This is a genomic window from Halobacillus kuroshimensis DSM 18393, assembly GCF_000425705.1.
Classification (GTDB): domain Bacteria; phylum Bacillota; class Bacilli; order Bacillales; family Halobacillaceae; genus Halobacillus; species Halobacillus kuroshimensis.
In genome coordinates this window covers 449,788-465,967 of record NZ_AUDY01000008.1, presented here as the reverse complement: position 1 = coordinate 465,967, position 16,180 = coordinate 449,788, and the positions used below count along the sequence as shown (strand labels likewise).

The 16,180-nt window shown below is 47.2% G+C and carries 18 protein-coding genes; 5 read left to right on the top strand and 13 right to left on the bottom strand.

Annotation, left to right across the window (positions count from 1 at the left end):
• Positions 1 to 11: 11 nt before the first annotated feature.
• From H615_RS0104225 to H615_RS0104195, 7 genes are all read right to left on the bottom strand, one after another.
• A complete protein-coding gene (locus H615_RS0104225; RefSeq protein ID WP_027953972.1) occupies positions 12 to 1,946 on the bottom strand; it encodes a fructose-bisphosphatase class III in 1,935 nt (644 codons plus the stop codon).
• A 108-nt stretch (positions 1,947 to 2,054) separates the two neighbouring features.
• Positions 2,055 to 2,249: a hypothetical protein gene (locus H615_RS0104220; RefSeq protein ID WP_027953971.1), complete on the bottom strand. Its 195-nt coding sequence runs from the start codon at positions 2,247 to 2,249 to the stop codon at positions 2,055 to 2,057.
• Between the two features lie 285 nt (positions 2,250 to 2,534).
• On the bottom strand, positions 2,535 to 2,978 hold the full coding sequence (locus H615_RS0104215) for a cell wall hydrolase (RefSeq protein WP_027953970.1): 444 nt from the start codon (positions 2,976 to 2,978) through the stop codon (positions 2,535 to 2,537).
• Between the two features lie 124 nt (positions 2,979 to 3,102).
• Positions 3,103 to 4,056, bottom strand: coding sequence for an alpha/beta hydrolase (locus H615_RS0104210; protein ID WP_035531256.1), 954 nt, complete (start codon positions 4,054 to 4,056; stop codon positions 3,103 to 3,105).
• Positions 4,031 to 4,666: a GNAT family N-acetyltransferase gene (locus H615_RS20875; RefSeq protein WP_051254591.1), complete on the bottom strand. Its 636-nt coding sequence runs from the start codon at positions 4,664 to 4,666 to the stop codon at positions 4,031 to 4,033. The genes H615_RS0104210 and H615_RS20875 overlap by 26 nt, the downstream gene beginning before the upstream one ends.
• A 114-nt stretch (positions 4,667 to 4,780) precedes the next feature.
• Complete coding sequence (locus H615_RS0104200; RefSeq protein WP_027953968.1) at positions 4,781 to 5,707, bottom strand: manganese-dependent inorganic pyrophosphatase; 927 nt, start codon at positions 5,705 to 5,707, stop codon at positions 4,781 to 4,783.
• A 54-nt stretch (positions 5,708 to 5,761) separates the two neighbouring features.
• The gene (locus tag H615_RS0104195; protein WP_027953967.1) at positions 5,762 to 6,178 is read right to left on the bottom strand and encodes a hypothetical protein; all 417 of its coding nucleotides are present in this window, start codon (positions 6,176 to 6,178) and stop codon (positions 5,762 to 5,764) included.
• A gap of 212 nt (positions 6,179 to 6,390) precedes the next feature.
• Here H615_RS0104195 and glnA point away from each other — a divergent pair, with 212 nt between their 5' ends.
• Positions 6,391 to 7,701, top strand: coding sequence for a type I glutamate--ammonia ligase (glnA, locus tag H615_RS0104190; RefSeq protein WP_027953966.1), 1,311 nt, complete (start codon positions 6,391 to 6,393; stop codon positions 7,699 to 7,701).
• Positions 7,702 to 7,813: 112 nt separating this feature from the next.
• On the opposite strand, the gene rsgA is transcribed toward glnA, so the two are convergent.
• The 3 genes from rsgA to H615_RS0104175 form a co-directional block, all read right to left on the bottom strand.
• On the bottom strand, positions 7,814 to 8,842 hold the full coding sequence (gene rsgA / locus H615_RS0104185; RefSeq protein ID WP_027953965.1) for a ribosome small subunit-dependent GTPase A: 1,029 nt from the start codon (positions 8,840 to 8,842) through the stop codon (positions 7,814 to 7,816).
• A 168-nt stretch (positions 8,843 to 9,010) separates the two neighbouring features.
• On the bottom strand, positions 9,011 to 9,790 hold the full coding sequence (locus H615_RS0104180; RefSeq protein ID WP_027953964.1) for an ABC transporter permease: 780 nt from the start codon (positions 9,788 to 9,790) through the stop codon (positions 9,011 to 9,013).
• Positions 9,780 to 10,739: a daunorubicin resistance protein DrrA family ABC transporter ATP-binding protein gene (locus tag H615_RS0104175; protein WP_027953963.1), complete on the bottom strand. Its 960-nt coding sequence runs from the start codon at positions 10,737 to 10,739 to the stop codon at positions 9,780 to 9,782. Before H615_RS0104175 ends, H615_RS0104180 begins: the two co-directional genes overlap by 11 nt.
• A 192-nt stretch (positions 10,740 to 10,931) precedes the next feature.
• On the opposite strand from H615_RS0104175, the gene H615_RS0104170 reads away from it, so the two are divergent.
• On the top strand, positions 10,932 to 11,183 hold the full coding sequence (locus H615_RS0104170) for a hypothetical protein (protein ID WP_156896437.1): 252 nt from the start codon (positions 10,932 to 10,934) through the stop codon (positions 11,181 to 11,183).
• 8 nt (positions 11,184 to 11,191) lie between these two features.
• Here H615_RS0104170 and H615_RS0104165 read toward each other — a convergent pair whose 3' ends face one another.
• On the bottom strand, positions 11,192 to 11,536 hold the full coding sequence (locus tag H615_RS0104165; protein ID WP_027953961.1) for a hypothetical protein: 345 nt from the start codon (positions 11,534 to 11,536) through the stop codon (positions 11,192 to 11,194).
• A gap of 174 nt (positions 11,537 to 11,710) precedes the next feature.
• Between H615_RS0104165 and nfsA the strand changes: the two genes are divergently transcribed.
• A complete protein-coding gene (gene nfsA, locus H615_RS0104160; protein ID WP_027953960.1) occupies positions 11,711 to 12,451 on the top strand; it encodes an oxygen-insensitive NADPH nitroreductase in 741 nt (246 codons plus the stop codon).
• A 12-nt stretch (positions 12,452 to 12,463) separates the two neighbouring features.
• The gene (locus H615_RS0104155; protein WP_027953959.1) at positions 12,464 to 13,192 is read left to right on the top strand and encodes an NAD-dependent protein deacylase; all 729 of its coding nucleotides are present in this window, start codon (positions 12,464 to 12,466) and stop codon (positions 13,190 to 13,192) included.
• A 168-nt stretch (positions 13,193 to 13,360) separates the two neighbouring features.
• Here H615_RS0104155 and H615_RS20870 read toward each other — a convergent pair whose 3' ends face one another.
• The gene (locus H615_RS20870) at positions 13,361 to 13,963 is read right to left on the bottom strand and encodes a YczE/YyaS/YitT family protein (protein WP_156896436.1); all 603 of its coding nucleotides are present in this window, start codon (positions 13,961 to 13,963) and stop codon (positions 13,361 to 13,363) included.
• Between the two features lie 56 nt (positions 13,964 to 14,019).
• Between H615_RS20870 and H615_RS0104145 the strand changes: the two genes are divergently transcribed.
• Positions 14,020 to 14,862 (top strand): LysR family transcriptional regulator, encoded by an 843-nt coding sequence (locus H615_RS0104145; protein WP_027953958.1) that lies wholly within the window; start codon positions 14,020 to 14,022, stop codon positions 14,860 to 14,862.
• Between the two features lie 96 nt (positions 14,863 to 14,958).
• On the opposite strand, the gene H615_RS0104140 is transcribed toward H615_RS0104145, so the two are convergent.
• Complete coding sequence (locus H615_RS0104140) at positions 14,959 to 16,170, bottom strand: cation:proton antiporter (RefSeq protein WP_027953957.1); 1,212 nt, start codon at positions 16,168 to 16,170, stop codon at positions 14,959 to 14,961.
• Between the last annotated feature and the right edge of the window lie 10 nt (positions 16,171 to 16,180).

The following is a 16,180-nucleotide window of genomic DNA, read 5'->3' as shown; positions in this document are numbered from 1 at the left end:
CATCTTCTCCCTTACTTCAAATAACGATCCTTCAACAGCTGCTTCAGGTTATCGATATCTTCCTGAATCTCCTGTCCTACATTCGTTTCCATCACCTTTTTCCGTTCCAGTTCCTTGTCTACGAGGCGTTTCACGGATAATACATCGGTTCCGTCACGAAGGACCTCTTCCTTCGAGTTGAAGTGCTGGTGGGCGACGAGCTGCATCCCGTAAGAATTGTAAAGGAGCGTATAACCGGCGATTCCGGTTTTAGGCTGATAGGCTTTTGAAAAACCACCGTCGATGACGACCATTTTCCCGTTCGCCTTGATCGGATTTTCCCCTTCAATCTCCTTCACTGGTGTATGGCCGTTAATAATATGCCCCTGGTCCGGGTTCATATCAAACTCTTTTAAAATTTTCCTGCAGATCTCTTCATCCTCACGAAGGTAATAATAAGGATTTTTCTTCTCTTTATGAGTCGTCTTGTCGCTGATGAAATAGCGTTCAAACGTAGTCATAGCCCGTTTCCCGAACAAGGAGGAATGTTCTCCCGTCCATAAATACCACACCATGTCTGTAGCCAGGTCATCGATGGTATTCGGATTTGCGAAGGCTTGACGCAGGAATTTTTCAAATTGGTCAAGAAGTTCTCTTCCCGCGTATGTCTGGTTTTCAATCTTCATCTCTTCCATATTTCCATCTTCATCGATAGGTATACACCCGTGGATAAGCAGGTTGCCATTATATTTCAAATATAGACTGCCTTTTTTCATTAAGAATTTCATATGTCTCGCCAGCTTCTCGGAATGCTGGACAGAAAATAACAGTTTGTCAATGACTTCCTGCTCTTCTGGAAGGAGCCGGGACGGGTTTTCCGGATCAATGGTCGCAAAGCAGGTGTTTTCCAACGGATACGTGGTTCCCTCTAGCGTAATCTCCTGCCGCTCATAGTCGACTTTTTCCAGAAGAAGGCGTTCATCCATGTTAAAATATGGGCGTCGTTTGATGATTGGACTTTCGAGTTTGAACTGGATCATGGCAATGGCCTGATGGATTTTTGAAATTTGGACAATTTCATCCTCCGACGGCTGATAACCGGATTGGATTTTCGGTCGAAAAGGCACATTATCATCATAGTACTTTTCGGCAAGCGTCATCAGCGGACGCAGATTGATGCCGTACATATCTTCAATAATATCGAGGTTATTATAGCGCGCACAAATACGGATGATGTTCGCCAGACATACCTGTGAGCCGGCATAAGCGCCGATCCAGAGAACGTCATGGTTCCCCCACTGGATATCAAGGGAATGGTAGTCCATCAACGTTTCCATGATTTTATCCGGCTCAGGGCCACGGTCGTAGATATCCCCGACAACGTGCAGATGATCAACGACGAGCCGCTGTGTTGTATACGAAAGCCCGATAAGCAGCTGATCAGCCTGATTGAGGGAGATCAGCTGCTGGACGATTTTGTTATAGTAGGATTCCTTATTCGCAAAGTCCTCGGTTTTATACAGCAGTTCTTCCACAATATAAACAAAAGGCTCCGGAAGGGCTTTGCGGAGCTTGGAGCGGGTGTACTTGGAAGAGGCATACGAAATCAGCTTGATCATCCGCTCAATCATGACCTCATACCACAGCTCAAGATCCTCCCTGCGGTCGAAGGAGTTTTTAATCCGCTGCATTTTTTCTTCGGGATAATAGATCAGCGTAGCGAATTCATTCAATTCCTGTTCAGAAAGAATGCCTTTGTACAAATCACTGATTTTTTCACGGACCTTGCCTGACCCGTTCCGGAGTACGTGCTGAAAGGCTTGGTATTCGCCGTGCAGATCACTGACGAAGTGCTCCGTTCCCTTGGGAAGGTTCTGGACAGCTTTCAGATTAATCAGTTCGGTAATCACTTTTTCTTCACTATCGTATTCCTTGGCAAGCAGTTCTAAGTATTTATCCTTTAACACGATGGCTCCTCCTCTCCCGCCGGTTTGGCAGGTTCGAAATCTTTTATAAAAAGTATAGCAGGTTTTCATATGAACTGCGCGCTGAGATTTTCGAAACGATCCCGGGCCTTACCCGATATAATAGATATAAAGAAAGGTTCCGATCCATAAGGCAGCGGCTCCCTGCATAGCCGCATAAAGACCGGTTTCTAACAGAGACAGCTTTCTCTGCTTTTTCGTTTTTCTCAACTGCAGGATGGAAAGCAGACTGCATAGAAGCAGGACTGCGATGGAAAACTCGTACAAGCTCTCTATTGTATTCATTCCTTCCCCTCCTCGTTTCTTACGGTCTAAGCCGGATTCCTATTCCGGAAGCCCGCAGAAGCGCACTCCGATTGTCTTTCCTAAATGAGTCCTTATAAAACATCCATCAACAATGGAATAAAAAGGAATACCACAGCTTCAATTGATATCATGACCTCTAAAGGGTATATGTAAGGCTGCACCCAGCTTCTATTGTTTCAAAAAAACCGGAGACTGGCAATTCCATCCACCTCTTTCATATAGAAAAAAGAGACCCGTTCAAGGGCCTCTCTGCATGCTTGCTGTTCAACTTCCGATATACACACTGTCACAGGACCCTGGAGCCGGCTCATAATAACAGTGCTGCTTGTATTGCCCCGCAAACGGCTGGCCGTACCATGTGTCAGGGCATGGGGCGTAGGGGTTGAAATACCAGAGGGAATATTTAGCTGGATGCTGCCGCCAGTAATCCAGATTCTTTTTCGCCAGCCTTTTCTCTGTAGAACGTGCACGGTTATAGAACATGTTGCCTTTTTGAACAGCTTCAAACGAAAAGTTCCCGCCTTGAACCTGATAAATGACGTCATTGATATTCCGCACATTTCTAAAATCCAGACAATCTGCCTTGGCCCTGTTTACAATGACATTCCCTACATACAACATTCCCTGTTTTCCTTCTCCTACCGCTTCCGCCCGCATCATCCGGGCCATCAAGTCAACATCGGAATTATTATATTGAATTCTCGGCATATCCTCACCTCGACTATTAGTGTATGAAAAAAGCCGCCGGTGATGAATAAACGATTCGGATCATCGAAAGAGGCCCCTTCCATGGGCTGTGCGAAACAGTGCCGCGTACCGCCAGTCCTTCCTGTTATGATTCGTTTTGATGAACCATAGTTGTAAATGACGCAGCTATGTCTCCAAGGGCTTCTTGTGCACGCTCCACTGCGCCCGCCATATTGATAAAACTGTGAACGAGATCTTCGAAATGGAGCCTTGAGGCCGGCACACCGGATTCCTGCAGCTGTCTGTAATAGGTAACGGCCTCCTCACGCAAGGGATCGAAATGGGCTGTTACCAGAAGGGTTTCAGGCAGCCCCCGTTTATTCTTCAGGCGGAGTGGAGAAACTTCTTCTTTTTCTCCCTCTTCCTCTACATTTAAGTAATGATTGAAAAACCACTTCATCTTTTCCGTTGTCAAGTTATAGCGGAAGTCTTCCTGATAGCTGAACGTCGAAAAATCGTAATTAAGGACCGGCGTAATCAACAGCTGTCCTTCTATAGAAACCTCGTGATTGTCCCTGAAATATCCAGAAGTGGCTGCGGCCAGATTACCGCCCGAACTTTCTCCCCCTAAATAGATCGGAGCGTTGGGCCATTGCCGGCGGGCCCATAAAACAGAGACGCATGCATCATTATAAGCTGCAGGGAACTTGTGCTCCGGCGCAAGCCTGTATCCGACAGAAACGATGATGACTCCTGAACGGGAGGAGAGATAACGGCAGACGGAATCAGCGCTGTCGATATCCCCGAACACCCATCCCCCGCCGTGGAAATAGACAAGTACAGGGAGTTCCTCTTTATCTGAAGGAGTATAGATGCGGACGGGAATGTCATGGCCATCGGAAGACAGGACCGTATCCTCCCTTGTTTTCACAACCCGTGCAGGGATATCAGGGAAATACGTACGCGCGACTTTGTAGTACTCGCGCGACTGGCGGGCCGTCAACAGATCTAAAGACGGATGCTGGAGTTGTTCCATTTTCCGGCCGATTTTATGTAATAAGTCAAGCACCTGTTCATCTACTTGATGCGTCTTTTCCATATACACCCTCCTTTTCTTCTGTAATCCGGCAGGTAACTTGGATCCCCTGGCTTTTACGGACCTGTTCAACTGCCTGCCTCTCTCCTGCAATAAGAGCCGCCCGCTTATGAGGGAGTTGAATCCGGTGAAGAACCTTCCCTCCAAGACCCTTCATGATAGGAATAATGATCCGGTTGCGGATATCCGGTTCTCCTATGATTCGTTCTGTATGATAGGTAAAGAACAAAAACTGAATCATGGACTGCAGCAGCTGCCGTCCTGCCTGCTTGTTCAAAAATTTCTCCGGACCTACAAGCACATGCATGCCGAGGTCTCCCGCCTCGTGCTCATAATGGCGATGCACAGGATCCTCTCCCGCCCAGTAAGCAATAAGATATCCCGCCGGCTCCCCATTCCAGTCTACGAGATAACAGTCTTTGTGATCTGCGGTGATGGATGCCCGCACCCACTCTTCAAACGTCTCCATCGGAAGATCGAGCTTCCAGAAAGGGGCAATGTGCCTCTGATGCATCCATTCAAACAGCGTATCGGTATCCTTTTCACTCAAGGGCCGGAACGTAAAGATTTCTGTTTTTTCCTGTTCGGTAATTTCTATTTCCGTGCTGGTCAACGTGTTCATCCCCTTATTGAAAATGATTATCATTATCGCAAATTATAGAGTTTTCTCCAAAGGCTGTCAATGACATAAAAAAACTCCCCTTATGAAAGGGGAGTTCTGTGTTCCTTATCCAAAATACGTATTAAGTGGTGGTACAATCTGTTTCTTACGGGAAACAACGCCGCTCAGGACCGCCTGGTTTCCATCAAGGGACGTCTCAAAAGCTTCGGCGACAGCTGCTGTTTCACTACCGACAGCAACTACGGTGGAGTCACTTTCAAGAATATCCGTAACGACAAGCACGAATAAATCCAGTCCTTTTTCAGACACGTTTTTATCCATGGCTGCTTCAAGCTCTGCTTTACGGGAAAGGACATCATTCGTATCGACGGTATTCACCTGGGCGATCTCAACTTTCCTGCCCCCCATATCGAATTCCTTGGCATCAAGGGAAATCAATTCTTCCGCTGTTTTGTCACTGATATCCGCACCGGCCTTCAACATTTTCAAGCCGTACTCTTCTGGATCGACACCGGCGATTTCAGCAAGCTCTTCCGCTGCACGACGGTCTTCTCCTGTGCATGTAGGAGATTTAAACAGAAGGGAATCCGAGATGATAGCTGAAAGCATCAGCCCTGCCATCGGCTTGGAAACCTCCTGCCCTTTCTCCTTATAAAGCTTAAGAAGAATCGTTGCCGTACAACCGACCGGTTCTGCACGGTAGTAAAGCGGGCCTTTGGTTTCGAAGTTGGCAATACGGTGGTGGTCAATGACTTCAAGAACCGTAACATCGTCAATGTCTGCTGCACTCTGCTGCCGCTCGTTGTGATCGACAAGGATTACTTGTTCCACTTCATCAGATACACGCTCGACAAGACGCGGCGCCTCTACGTCAAATTGATCCAGTGCGTATTGTGTTTCCCCGTTCACTTCGCCAAGTCGGACAGGTTCCACGTCCTCGCCAAGGGCCTTTTTCAGATCTGCATACACAAGCGCAGACGTAATCGTATCGGTATCCGGGTTTTTATGACCGAAAATGAATGTCTTACTCATTTAAAATCATCCTTTCTATGTAAGTTTGCTTGTCCGATACGATTATAAAATAGATTAACGCCCGCGTCCATTACGGTCTCCATTTTTTGACGGGTCACACTCCTTCAAGACGGAGAACATCCCATACCCAAGAAGCACCTGCACCATCATACCTGCATAAGGGTCAGCATGAAGAACATCTGGAAAGATCATGAACCTTGGAAATAAAAAAGGTACATAAAGAAACAGAAAACAGGGTATGACATAAAAGGTAAGCAGAGTAAAGGACGGCTTTGTTAAATGAAAGGAAGAGAAATTCACCGGAAGGGCAAGGATCATCCCCACGGGAATATAGGCGGTCTGCATAATAAGCAGATACCTGTAAATGTGCCCCTCGGATGCCGTTTCCTGAAGCCACGGCTGCATGCCGCTTAGCAGGAACAAGTATAAAAAACAAAAAAACACCTTCCATAAATGGATGAATTTTATCATGACAGGCCATCCCCCTTCCCTTTATGTTTATGATTCCCATCTTATTTTCTTGCTTTACACAAGTTTCAGAATATTTTTTTGGGGAATTTTCTAAAAGGGTTTGAGATTACTCTACACTTTATGTTAGAATTCCTTACATAAAGAAAAAGAGCTACATATCCAAAGTGAAATGGATACAAAACTTACAAATTATAAAGAGAGAGGGTAAATCAATGGGATACACCAAAGAACAGATTATTCATGAAGTAAAGGAAAACAAAATTGAATTTCTTATCTTGGAATTCACAGACATGCTTGGGGATACGAAAAACGTAGAACTTCCAGTTGAAGAGCTTGAAATGGTTCTTGAGAACGAAGCGATGTTTGACAGCTCCTCCATTTCCGGATTCTCGGATATTCAGGAAAGTGACATGTATCTCTATCCTGATCTCGACACCTTCCTCCTGCTTCCATCCCTTGTGGACGAAGATCGCAGTGCACGTTTTATCTGTGACATTTACAAGCCGGACGGTACTCCGTTTGAAGGCGATCCACGCTTCATTCTTAAGCGTGCAATGCAGGAAGCGGAAGATATGGGCTATACCGTTAACGTTGGTCCTGAACCGGAATTCTTCCTATTCAAACTGGACAGTGCAGGCTACCCGATCCGCGAAATGAACGACCGTGGCGGATACTTCGATGCTTCCCCTAAAGATAAAGGAGACAAAGTGCGCCGTGACATCGTGCGTACCCTTAAGAAGTACGGATTCGAAATGGAAGCATCCCACCACGAAGTGGCTATGGGACAGCACGAAATCAACTTCCGTTTTGACAGCATGGTGAAAACAGCAGATAACATCCAAACATTCAAAAACGTTGTAAAGGATATCGCCACCAACCATGACTATCATGCAACCTTCATGCCGAAGCCGATTTCCGGTGAAAACGGTTCTGGCATGCACTGTCACCTATCCTTATTCCAAAACGGAGACAGCGCCTTCTATGATGAGGATGCTTCTGACGGCATTTCCAAAACAATGAAGCAGTTCATTGCGGGTATTCTTCACCACGCAAGCGGAATCGCTGCGATTACGAACCCGAACGTAAACTCTTACAAACGCCTTGTACCAGGTTATGAAGCGCCGGTAAGTGTGGCGTGGTCCCACTCCAACCGCAGCTGTATGGTCCGAGTACCAACAACGCGCGGAAAAGGAACGCGCTTCGAAGTCCGTAACCCGGACCCGACCGCCAACCCTTACTTGACGCTTGCCGTACTGATCCAGGCAGGTCTTGACGGAATCAAGAAAGAAATGGACGCCGGCGAAGCAGAAAGCCGTAACCTGTATGAAGTCGAAGACGATAGTGTTCCAACACTACCAACAAACTTGAAAGAAGCGCTTGGCGCCCTTGGGAAAGACGATCTTCTTCTATCTGCCCTTGGTGAGCACACATCCGGTGCTTATATTGAAGAAAAGCGCAAAGAATGGACAGAATATTCCCTGCAGGTCAGCAAATGGGAAATCGAAAAGTATATGAACAAATAAGAACGACAAAAAGCATCTCCTATCGGGAGATGCTTTTTTATACGTTATCAAACAAACGCCCCCTGAGATCAGCGAGTTGATCTCAGAGGGCGTTTTGTTTATACCGATGCCGTTATTCTTTGACAGCATTGGGACCATGCAGCATACGGTTCGTCCGATGAGTTCCGTACTTATCCTTCAACTCCAGACGTCTCCGTTCACGCTTCAATTTGTTGTAGCTTTTCAACCGGCTCACTTCCATCTCTCCACTTTGAATGGCCGCTTGGACCGCACAACCTGGTTCCTCTTCATGACGGCAGTCGCGAAACCTGCACCCGGCGCTTAAAGCTCCAATATCAGAAAACGTATAATCAAGATTCCCTTCACCGTTTCCCCAGAGCTGAAGCTCCCTCATTCCCGGCGTATCCATCATATAGGAGCCGTCAGGCAGGCTGAATAACTCCCGATGTGTCGTCGTATGACGCCCGCGATCATCTTCTTCTCTCACCGCCTGTGTCTCCTGCACTTCTTTTTCAAGCAGGGCGTTCATTAATGTGGACTTCCCTACACCCGAAGAGCCGACCAAAGAAACGGTCTGTCCAGGTGTTAATTCATGTTTCAATAACTCCAGCCCTTCTCCATGAAGACTGTTTACAGGATACACAGGGACTCCGGGGGCTGCTTGTTCAATTTGAAACAGCTGTTTATGAAGCGACGTAGATAAATCCTTCTTCGTACAAACGATAACTGGACGAGCGCCGCTCTCATACACCTGCTCTATATACCGTTCCAGTCTTCTCGGGTTCATTTCCTGAGTCAACGCTGTGACGACAAAGACAACATCCACATTGGCCGCTATCACTTGCTCTTTGTTGGACTGCCCAGGTGCACTACGGGAGAAGACCGTATTCCTGTTTAATACTCGCTGAATTTTCACACGTCTGCCTTCATCATAGGGCTCAATGACAACCCAGTCCCCTACAGCAGGAAAACCGCTGTCTTCAACCGTATGATAATGGAAGCGTCCGGACACTTCACCGAAGCGTTCCGTTTCATCGTCTGCCACTGTGTAAATGCCATGGGTGGATGTCGTCACCCTGCCGGCCTTTTCTCCATCCTGCAGCTGTTCTTTAAAATAGGTTGTAAAATCCTTCCGTTTCATTCCATTCCTCCTGAGTATGTGGAGGACGCTACGAGTGGTGTCCTCCTATGTTTTTTTGGATATTAATGGTTATAAATCGTCTGTTTTTTGACATAAACACCACTCCCTGCTTCATTAATATTCTTAGTCTACCATACCAGGAAGGCCAAAATCTTCCTTTTTCCGGAATTATCCACGGGAAACCGCCCGCTTTGCTGAGACTGCCGCAAAAGTAATGGTCAGTGTACTGACGATGGTAATGGCGATCACTCCCTGCATCATATCCCAGAAGACCCAGCCGTCAATCAAAACAGTCCGCATACTCTCAAAAATATAGGTGGTCGGATTGATAACAGCAGCAATCTTAAGCCACTGCGCATCAATGAGCTCATAGGGGACGAATGTGGTGCTTAAAAATATAAGAGGAAAAAAGATAAACGTTCCAGCCTGAGCAGCCTGCGCGTTCCCTGTCCGTAAAGCAACACCGGCGGAGTACCCGGCAAAGGCAAGTCCCCATCCGATGGCGATCAGGAGAACAAACAGTACGCCTCCCATCCCTGTCTGGACTTCAAGTCCCAGCAAAAAAGCTATCCCGATAATAAGCAGCGTCTGCACAAAAAGCTGGAGCATCCCCGCAATGATCGGACCAAGCACAATCGAAAGACGCGAAGCAGGCGTCAGCAGCAGCCGGGAAAAGAACCCATTTTCAATGTCCTTCACAATACTCTGCCCCGCCCCACCGGCTCCACCGATGGCCGCCGATACGATGGATACAGGCAGAATGAAAGCTAAGTAGTTGGCTCCCTCAAACGTCGGAAGCTGGGAGATTCCGCTCAACCCTCCTTCATAGACCAATAGAAAAAAAGCAGAAATCATCAGATTGGGAATAAAAGAAAACGGATTTCTTAATGTCGTTTTCACGTTTCTTCTCGTCATCAGCCATGTATCTCTCCAAACATTACTGCTCATAGCTTCTCTTCCCCTCTCCTGTAATCTTAAGGAAAATATCATCCAGGGTCGGAGAAGATAATTGGATATCCTCGACCTCAATATTTTCCCGATCGAGAATACGTGCCACTTCCAACAGCTGTCTCGTCCCTTCCTCAACGTAAATCAGAATCTTTTCCTGTTTTCTAATAACATCCGCATCCATCAGACCGGATTTCAACAGATGGAGTGTCCTGTCTTCGTCTCCTCCATCCACAGGAGTGAGAGCAATAAGGTCGCTCCCGATTCGTGCTTTAAGCTCTTTGGGTGTTCCGGAAGCCACGATTTCTCCATCATTAATAATGCTGATCCGATCAGCCAGGTTGTCAGCTTCCTCCAAATACTGAGTGGTTAAAAAAATAGTCGTTCCCTTATCTTTATTCAACCGCCTCAACTCCTCCCACACGGCCATCCGGTTGGATGGATCCAACCCCGTTGTCGGCTCATCCAGAAAAAGGACGGCAGGTTCATGCACAAGGGTAAGCGCCAGATCAAGACGCCGGCGCATGCCTCCGGAATACCGCCCGATTCTTCGCTCAGCAGCTTCCGTCAGCTGCACAATATCCAGAAGCTCTTCTGCGCGAAGACGCCCCTCCCTTTTACCAAACCCGAAAATCCATGCCTGTAGCTCAAGCATTTCCCGGCCGGTCAGATCCGGATCCACCCCTGTCTCCTGAAGGGCTGCTCCTATGTGGCGCCTCACCTTTTCGGGTTCCTTGATTACGTCAAAGCCTGCAACAAAAGCTGTTCCTGACGTAGCATTCATCAAGGTAGTCAAAATCTGCACAATCGTTGATTTCCCAGCTCCATTTGGGCCGAGAAAGGCGAAGAACTCTCCCTCTTCCACCTTAAAAGAAACATCCTTGACCGCCTGCACCCCGCCTTTTTTAAACGTTTTAGATAAATGATCAACGACTATTTTTCCATTCATCCTTCCAACACCCTTTCCATGTAAAAAAATGTCGTACGAACAAGTTTAAATAAACAGCAGCCAGGGAATATTGATCCATACCTCAAACAACAGAAAAGCGTCAAAACTAGACGTTTTTCACTGTTGAAGCCTTTACACTCAGATGATAAACTTTTATAAAATTCAGAAAACAATCAGGAGGTACAAATGATTATGGAAGCCTTATATCTTTATCCATGGGCAGCACCACTGCTTGTTGGATTAGCCATTCTTTCCCTCATCGGGACCTATATCAGTTTCAAACAGGAGAAATATTTACTTATGATGAGCATGGGGATCGTCCAGACAATGATCAGCACCTACCTTGTCACTGGAGCCGCTCCTGTCCTGTTCGGTGTCGGACTTACCCAGATATACTTGGGAGTCGTCAATGTAAAAAGGGTGAAAGCTGTAAGACATGAGTAATCATCGTCTTATAGAGCTTTCACCCTTTTTTCGATATATGCGCATAAATCTCCGACGGTCCCAAAAAAAGCAAACGGATTTTCTGGAAGAACATGCGGTGTATAGAGAAGTTTCCAATGGACAAGCAGAGATTGAAAGGTATGCAGAAATAGCAGGCGGTTATCATGATAAATTTCCTGCAGACTGCCCTGGGTGGATATGTATTCAAATGCCGGCTGCTGAAGTTCCGTGACATCCAGATGAATATAATAAAGCACACTCTGATAGACAGCTACCGGAAGCCTTTTATCCTGAATCAATTCTGTTGTTTCCTTTCTTTTTTTAAAAGAATGGAAGCTGTAAAGTTCCGCCACTTTTACCACCTCGTCTTTTTCCTATATGTAAAGATTCTGCACCCCTCTAACGGATTCCTTCTAACACTGTAAGAATAAAACGGCCATATCATTACCAATCTCCGGGCAATTTTGTTACCTTAAAGGAAGAAAATGAAAAATATCCATGTGCACCACTTTTGAGGAGGCAGGAAAATGAACCAGACGATAGAGACTTTGTTGAACCACCGCTCCATCCGTAAATTCAAAGATGAAAAGCTGACAGACGAACAGCTGAACACCATTATTGAAGCAGCCCAGCAGGCTTCCACATCCAGTTACATGATGGCTTACAGCATCATCGGTGTGACGGATGAGGAGAAGAAATCCCAGCTGGCCGAAATTTCGGGCCAGGATTATGTAAAAAACAACGGACACCTGTTGGTTTTTTGTGCGGATTTATACCGCCATACATTGTACGCGACACCATCCGAGTATGAGCAGATGCTTTCCAATCTGGAAAACAGCGAACACTTCCTCGTGTCCGCCATCGATGCTGCGCTTGCGTCCCAGAATGCCGCTATTGCCGCTGAAGCGATGGGACTGGGCATCTGTTATATTGGAAGCCTTCGGAATCAACTGGATAAAGTCGATGAAATCCTTCACCTTCCTAAGCATGTCCTGCCATTATTCGGCATGGTCATCGGCGTTCCGGATCATGAGCCCGATCTTAAACCACGCCTGCCAAAACAGGCTGTCTACTTTGAAAACAGCTACAATCGTGATCACAAAGAGGAGCTTGCTGCTTTTGACAAGGAAATTGCTTCTTATTACGAGGCCCGGCAGACGAACAACCGAAGCGACTCATGGACGGATCAGATGCGGCGTCGTTTCTCAAAACCGATGCGTATGGATGTGACCGGCATCGTGAAGAGAAAAGGATTCAATAAACAGTAAGGAGAGATCCTCATGTCCTATGAATCAGCAGCCCGCCGGATAAAGCGTGCAGAGCGGATCGTCGTTCTCACAGGGGCGGGTGTATCAACAGCAAGCGGAATACCTGATTTCCGCTCCAGTGAAGGGTTGTGGACAGAAGATCATGCGCGTGAATATTACATGTCGAACGATTATTTCCAAAAGCATCCGGATGACTTCTGGAAAAAGTACAAAGCCATTTTCCGCTTAAAGCTTTTGCAGGAGTACCGTCCAAACAACGTCCATCAATTTATTCACGAGCTTGAATCAGATCGCCGCAATGTGTCTGTCATTACCCAGAATGTCGACGGTCTTCACCAGCTCGCAGGCAGCTCTTCTGTTCTGGAGTATCACGGATCATTGAACCATTCGTTCTGCCAGGACTGCGGACGCTCTTATCCGCTGGAAAGTGTGATGGAGACGATGGTTCCTGTATGCCGTAACTGTGGGACGACGCTTAAACCCGGCGTCATGCTGTTCGGTGACCTGATTACAGCTCATGACGAAGCCGAGCGGATCATCAAGGAAGCTGACCTGCTTCTTGTTATGGGAACTTCCCTGCAGGTTACGCCTTTCTGTCTTCTTCCTTATTACGCAGGAGAACACGGCAGGACATCGTCGATCCTGATCAATAATGAACCTACGGACAAGGACGATTTGTTTGATATCGTTTTCCATGATGATCTTTCCCATGCTGTCCAACAGCTTCAAGAGCTTCTTTAAAATGGGGGGCTGAGGATCGGTGGATGCCCCCGCAGTCGTCACCATCGATAAGCTCCTTGTGAAAGCAGCCCATACACATAACAAAAAGACCTGCCTTAAAGAACCTAATCATACATCCTGCTGAGCATAACGCAGAAAAGAAAACGACCAGTTTGCACTGGTCGTTTTTTATGAAGATAGGAGTACGGCTGTCTTGGTGGACCAGAGTTCGATACATGGTCCGGCAAGGAGGACAGACAGGATCGTCCCCATCCCCACCGGTCCGCCGACCCCATAAGCCAGCACCGCAGCCATAACGGCAACTACCACTTGAGCACTTCCGAGCCTCATTTGGAACCGTTCACTGATCGAGACGAATAGATCATCCGCCGGCGCCCTTGGGAAGCCTGTTTGAATATAAAGGGATATCCCAAAAGTAGCAGCGAGGAGCCCTCCGGTAAAAATCAACATTTTAACCCAGAGAGGCAGCATACTGAAATCCCATGCCCCCATCACGACGAGGAGCCAGAAATCCAGAATCACACTTTCCAGAAGAATAGGAATAAACGCAAAGATATCCGGGTGGGTCTTCTTCAGACGGGCGTTGACAAAAATAACCACCACCTGTGTGATCCCGAACCAAAACCCTGCCGACATACCGAAGCGTTCACTGAACCCGACAAACAAAGCCGTCCAGAACCCAGCACCGAGAGAAGCTTTGACGACAAGCGCTGTGCCGAAATACACCGTAAAGATCCCCATGATATAATAAACCAGCCTGTTCCATTTCATTCCTGCCACCCCTTTCATTCATCCCCTGCTATTCCAATCACAGGAGGTTATCAACCATGCATTTGCAGCGGCTTCAATCATTCATTGAAATTGCCCGTTATCAGAGCTTTACAAAGGCAGCCCAGTCCCTGCTCATCTCCCAGCCAGCCTTAAGCAGACAGATGAAGAAGCTGGAAGAAGAGCTCGGTTTTCCTTTATTCCTGACATCACGCTCAGGAATCGAATTGACTGCGAAATCCAGAGCACTCCACGAGGAACTGGCTCCTCTCTTTACCCAGATCAGTCACATCATCGAGCACTACCAGACGGATGGGCGCATCCGTTTCGGCTCTACCCCCTACATCAGTACGTATTACATGAATGACTACATGCCGTCATTAAATACCATTGATATATTCGTTACAGCAGTCAGGGAAAACAGCCGTGAGCTTCTACCGTTATTAAAAAACCACGTCATTGACGCTGCGATTGTCGAAGGCCCCGCAGAATGGGAAGAGCTGTACGCTTCGTTTCTATTCCGGGACCACTTTGTCGCTGCGGTTTCCAATGACTCTTCTCTTGCTGATCTGGAGACCGTTTCCTTGGAGGATTGCTTGAAGGAGCATCAGATTCTTTCTGCCGAAAACCAGCAATTTACAAGCCGTTTCCAGTCCCTCGCTGAAGAAATGGGATACTCTTACGAAAGCACTGCGGTGCATGAACATGCCCACTCCGGTTTTGTTTCCCAGGGCATGGGGATCGCTTATTTCCCTGAATTGATGGCAAAACACATGGAATACAGAGGCATTACTTTTCTCCCCATTGAAGGACGACCGCTCTTCAGGGACATGTATCTTGCGGCAGCCTCTCCTTCTGCCTTTCAACGACTCAGACATGTGTTTGGTACAGGTTCAGTATAAAGCCGGTTCGACCAGTTCCGGAAATGCCCATTTGACATGGCGTTATAACTTTTGAACATAAAAAAGACGCCGGCAAGCGGCGTCTTTGTTCAGGACTCAGGCAAGACCAAGCTTTTTGATCAGCGGCTTCAACGTCAGCCCTTGGACAATCAATGAAAACAGCACGACAGAGAAGGTTAACAGGAGCACCTGGTCCCTTCCGGAAAAATCCATCGGCAGACTGAGCGCAAGAGCGACAGATAAACTCCCCCGCAGACCACCCCAGTTGATCAGCAGACGCTCCTTGGCATTCAGCTCCTTGATCCAACCAGTACTGATATAGAGAGCGATCGTGCGGCCGATCAGTACAATCACGATAGCCCCTGCGATATAGGCCCAGTTTTCCGATAGATTGATATTGCGGATTTCCAGACCGACCATAAGGAAGATCAACGCATTCGCAAGTAGTGTGATCGAATCCCAGAACGTGTTGATGTTCGTTTTTGTCTGCTTGGACATGCCGACTTTCGCACCGTAATCCCCAAAAACAAACCCTGCTACAACGACAGCGATGACTCCGGATGTATGGAAATGTTCGGCAATGAAGTAGCTTCCGAAAAACAAGAGGGCACTGAAGGCCACCTCGAGCGGGTAATCATCAAAGAAACGAATGATTTGTGAAAAGAAAAACCCGAAAACAAGACCGACAAGCGCTCCCCCAATGGCGAATTTCAGGAACATGAAAACTCCGCTGCCAAAACCTGTCCATCCCATTTCAATGTAAGTGAGAAGATAAATGCTCGCGATTTTGAATAATACCACCGCAATCCCGTCATTGAATAGGGACTCGCCTTCCATAATCGTCGACATCTTTTGAGGTACTCCGAGCGACTTAAAAATAGAGAGGACACTGATGGGATCTGTCGCACTCATCAGTGCCGCAAACGTAAAAGCAACAGCCAAAGGAAGGTCCAGGAAGAAATAGGAGGCAGTCCCGATGCATATGGCAGAAATGAACGTTCCCATAAAGGCCAGCCCCATGACGGTTTTCTTTTCGGAAAACAAATGATGAAACGGCAGCTTCAACGTTGCATCACCAAGTAAAATCGGCAAAAACAAAGAGATGATCGTCGCTTGGAACACTTCCGATTGGGTGATGTACCGTTCGGCTTCCTCGATGACCGGAAGTTCCGTCATTCCCAGCACAAGACCGACGAGGACGAGCGCGATCGAATCCGGCTCCTTTAATAATTTGGCAATCGCGATGACAGTAATGGAAATCGCTAATAAAATTAAAATCTGGATGAAAACATCATGAAACCCATGCACAACAGGACGC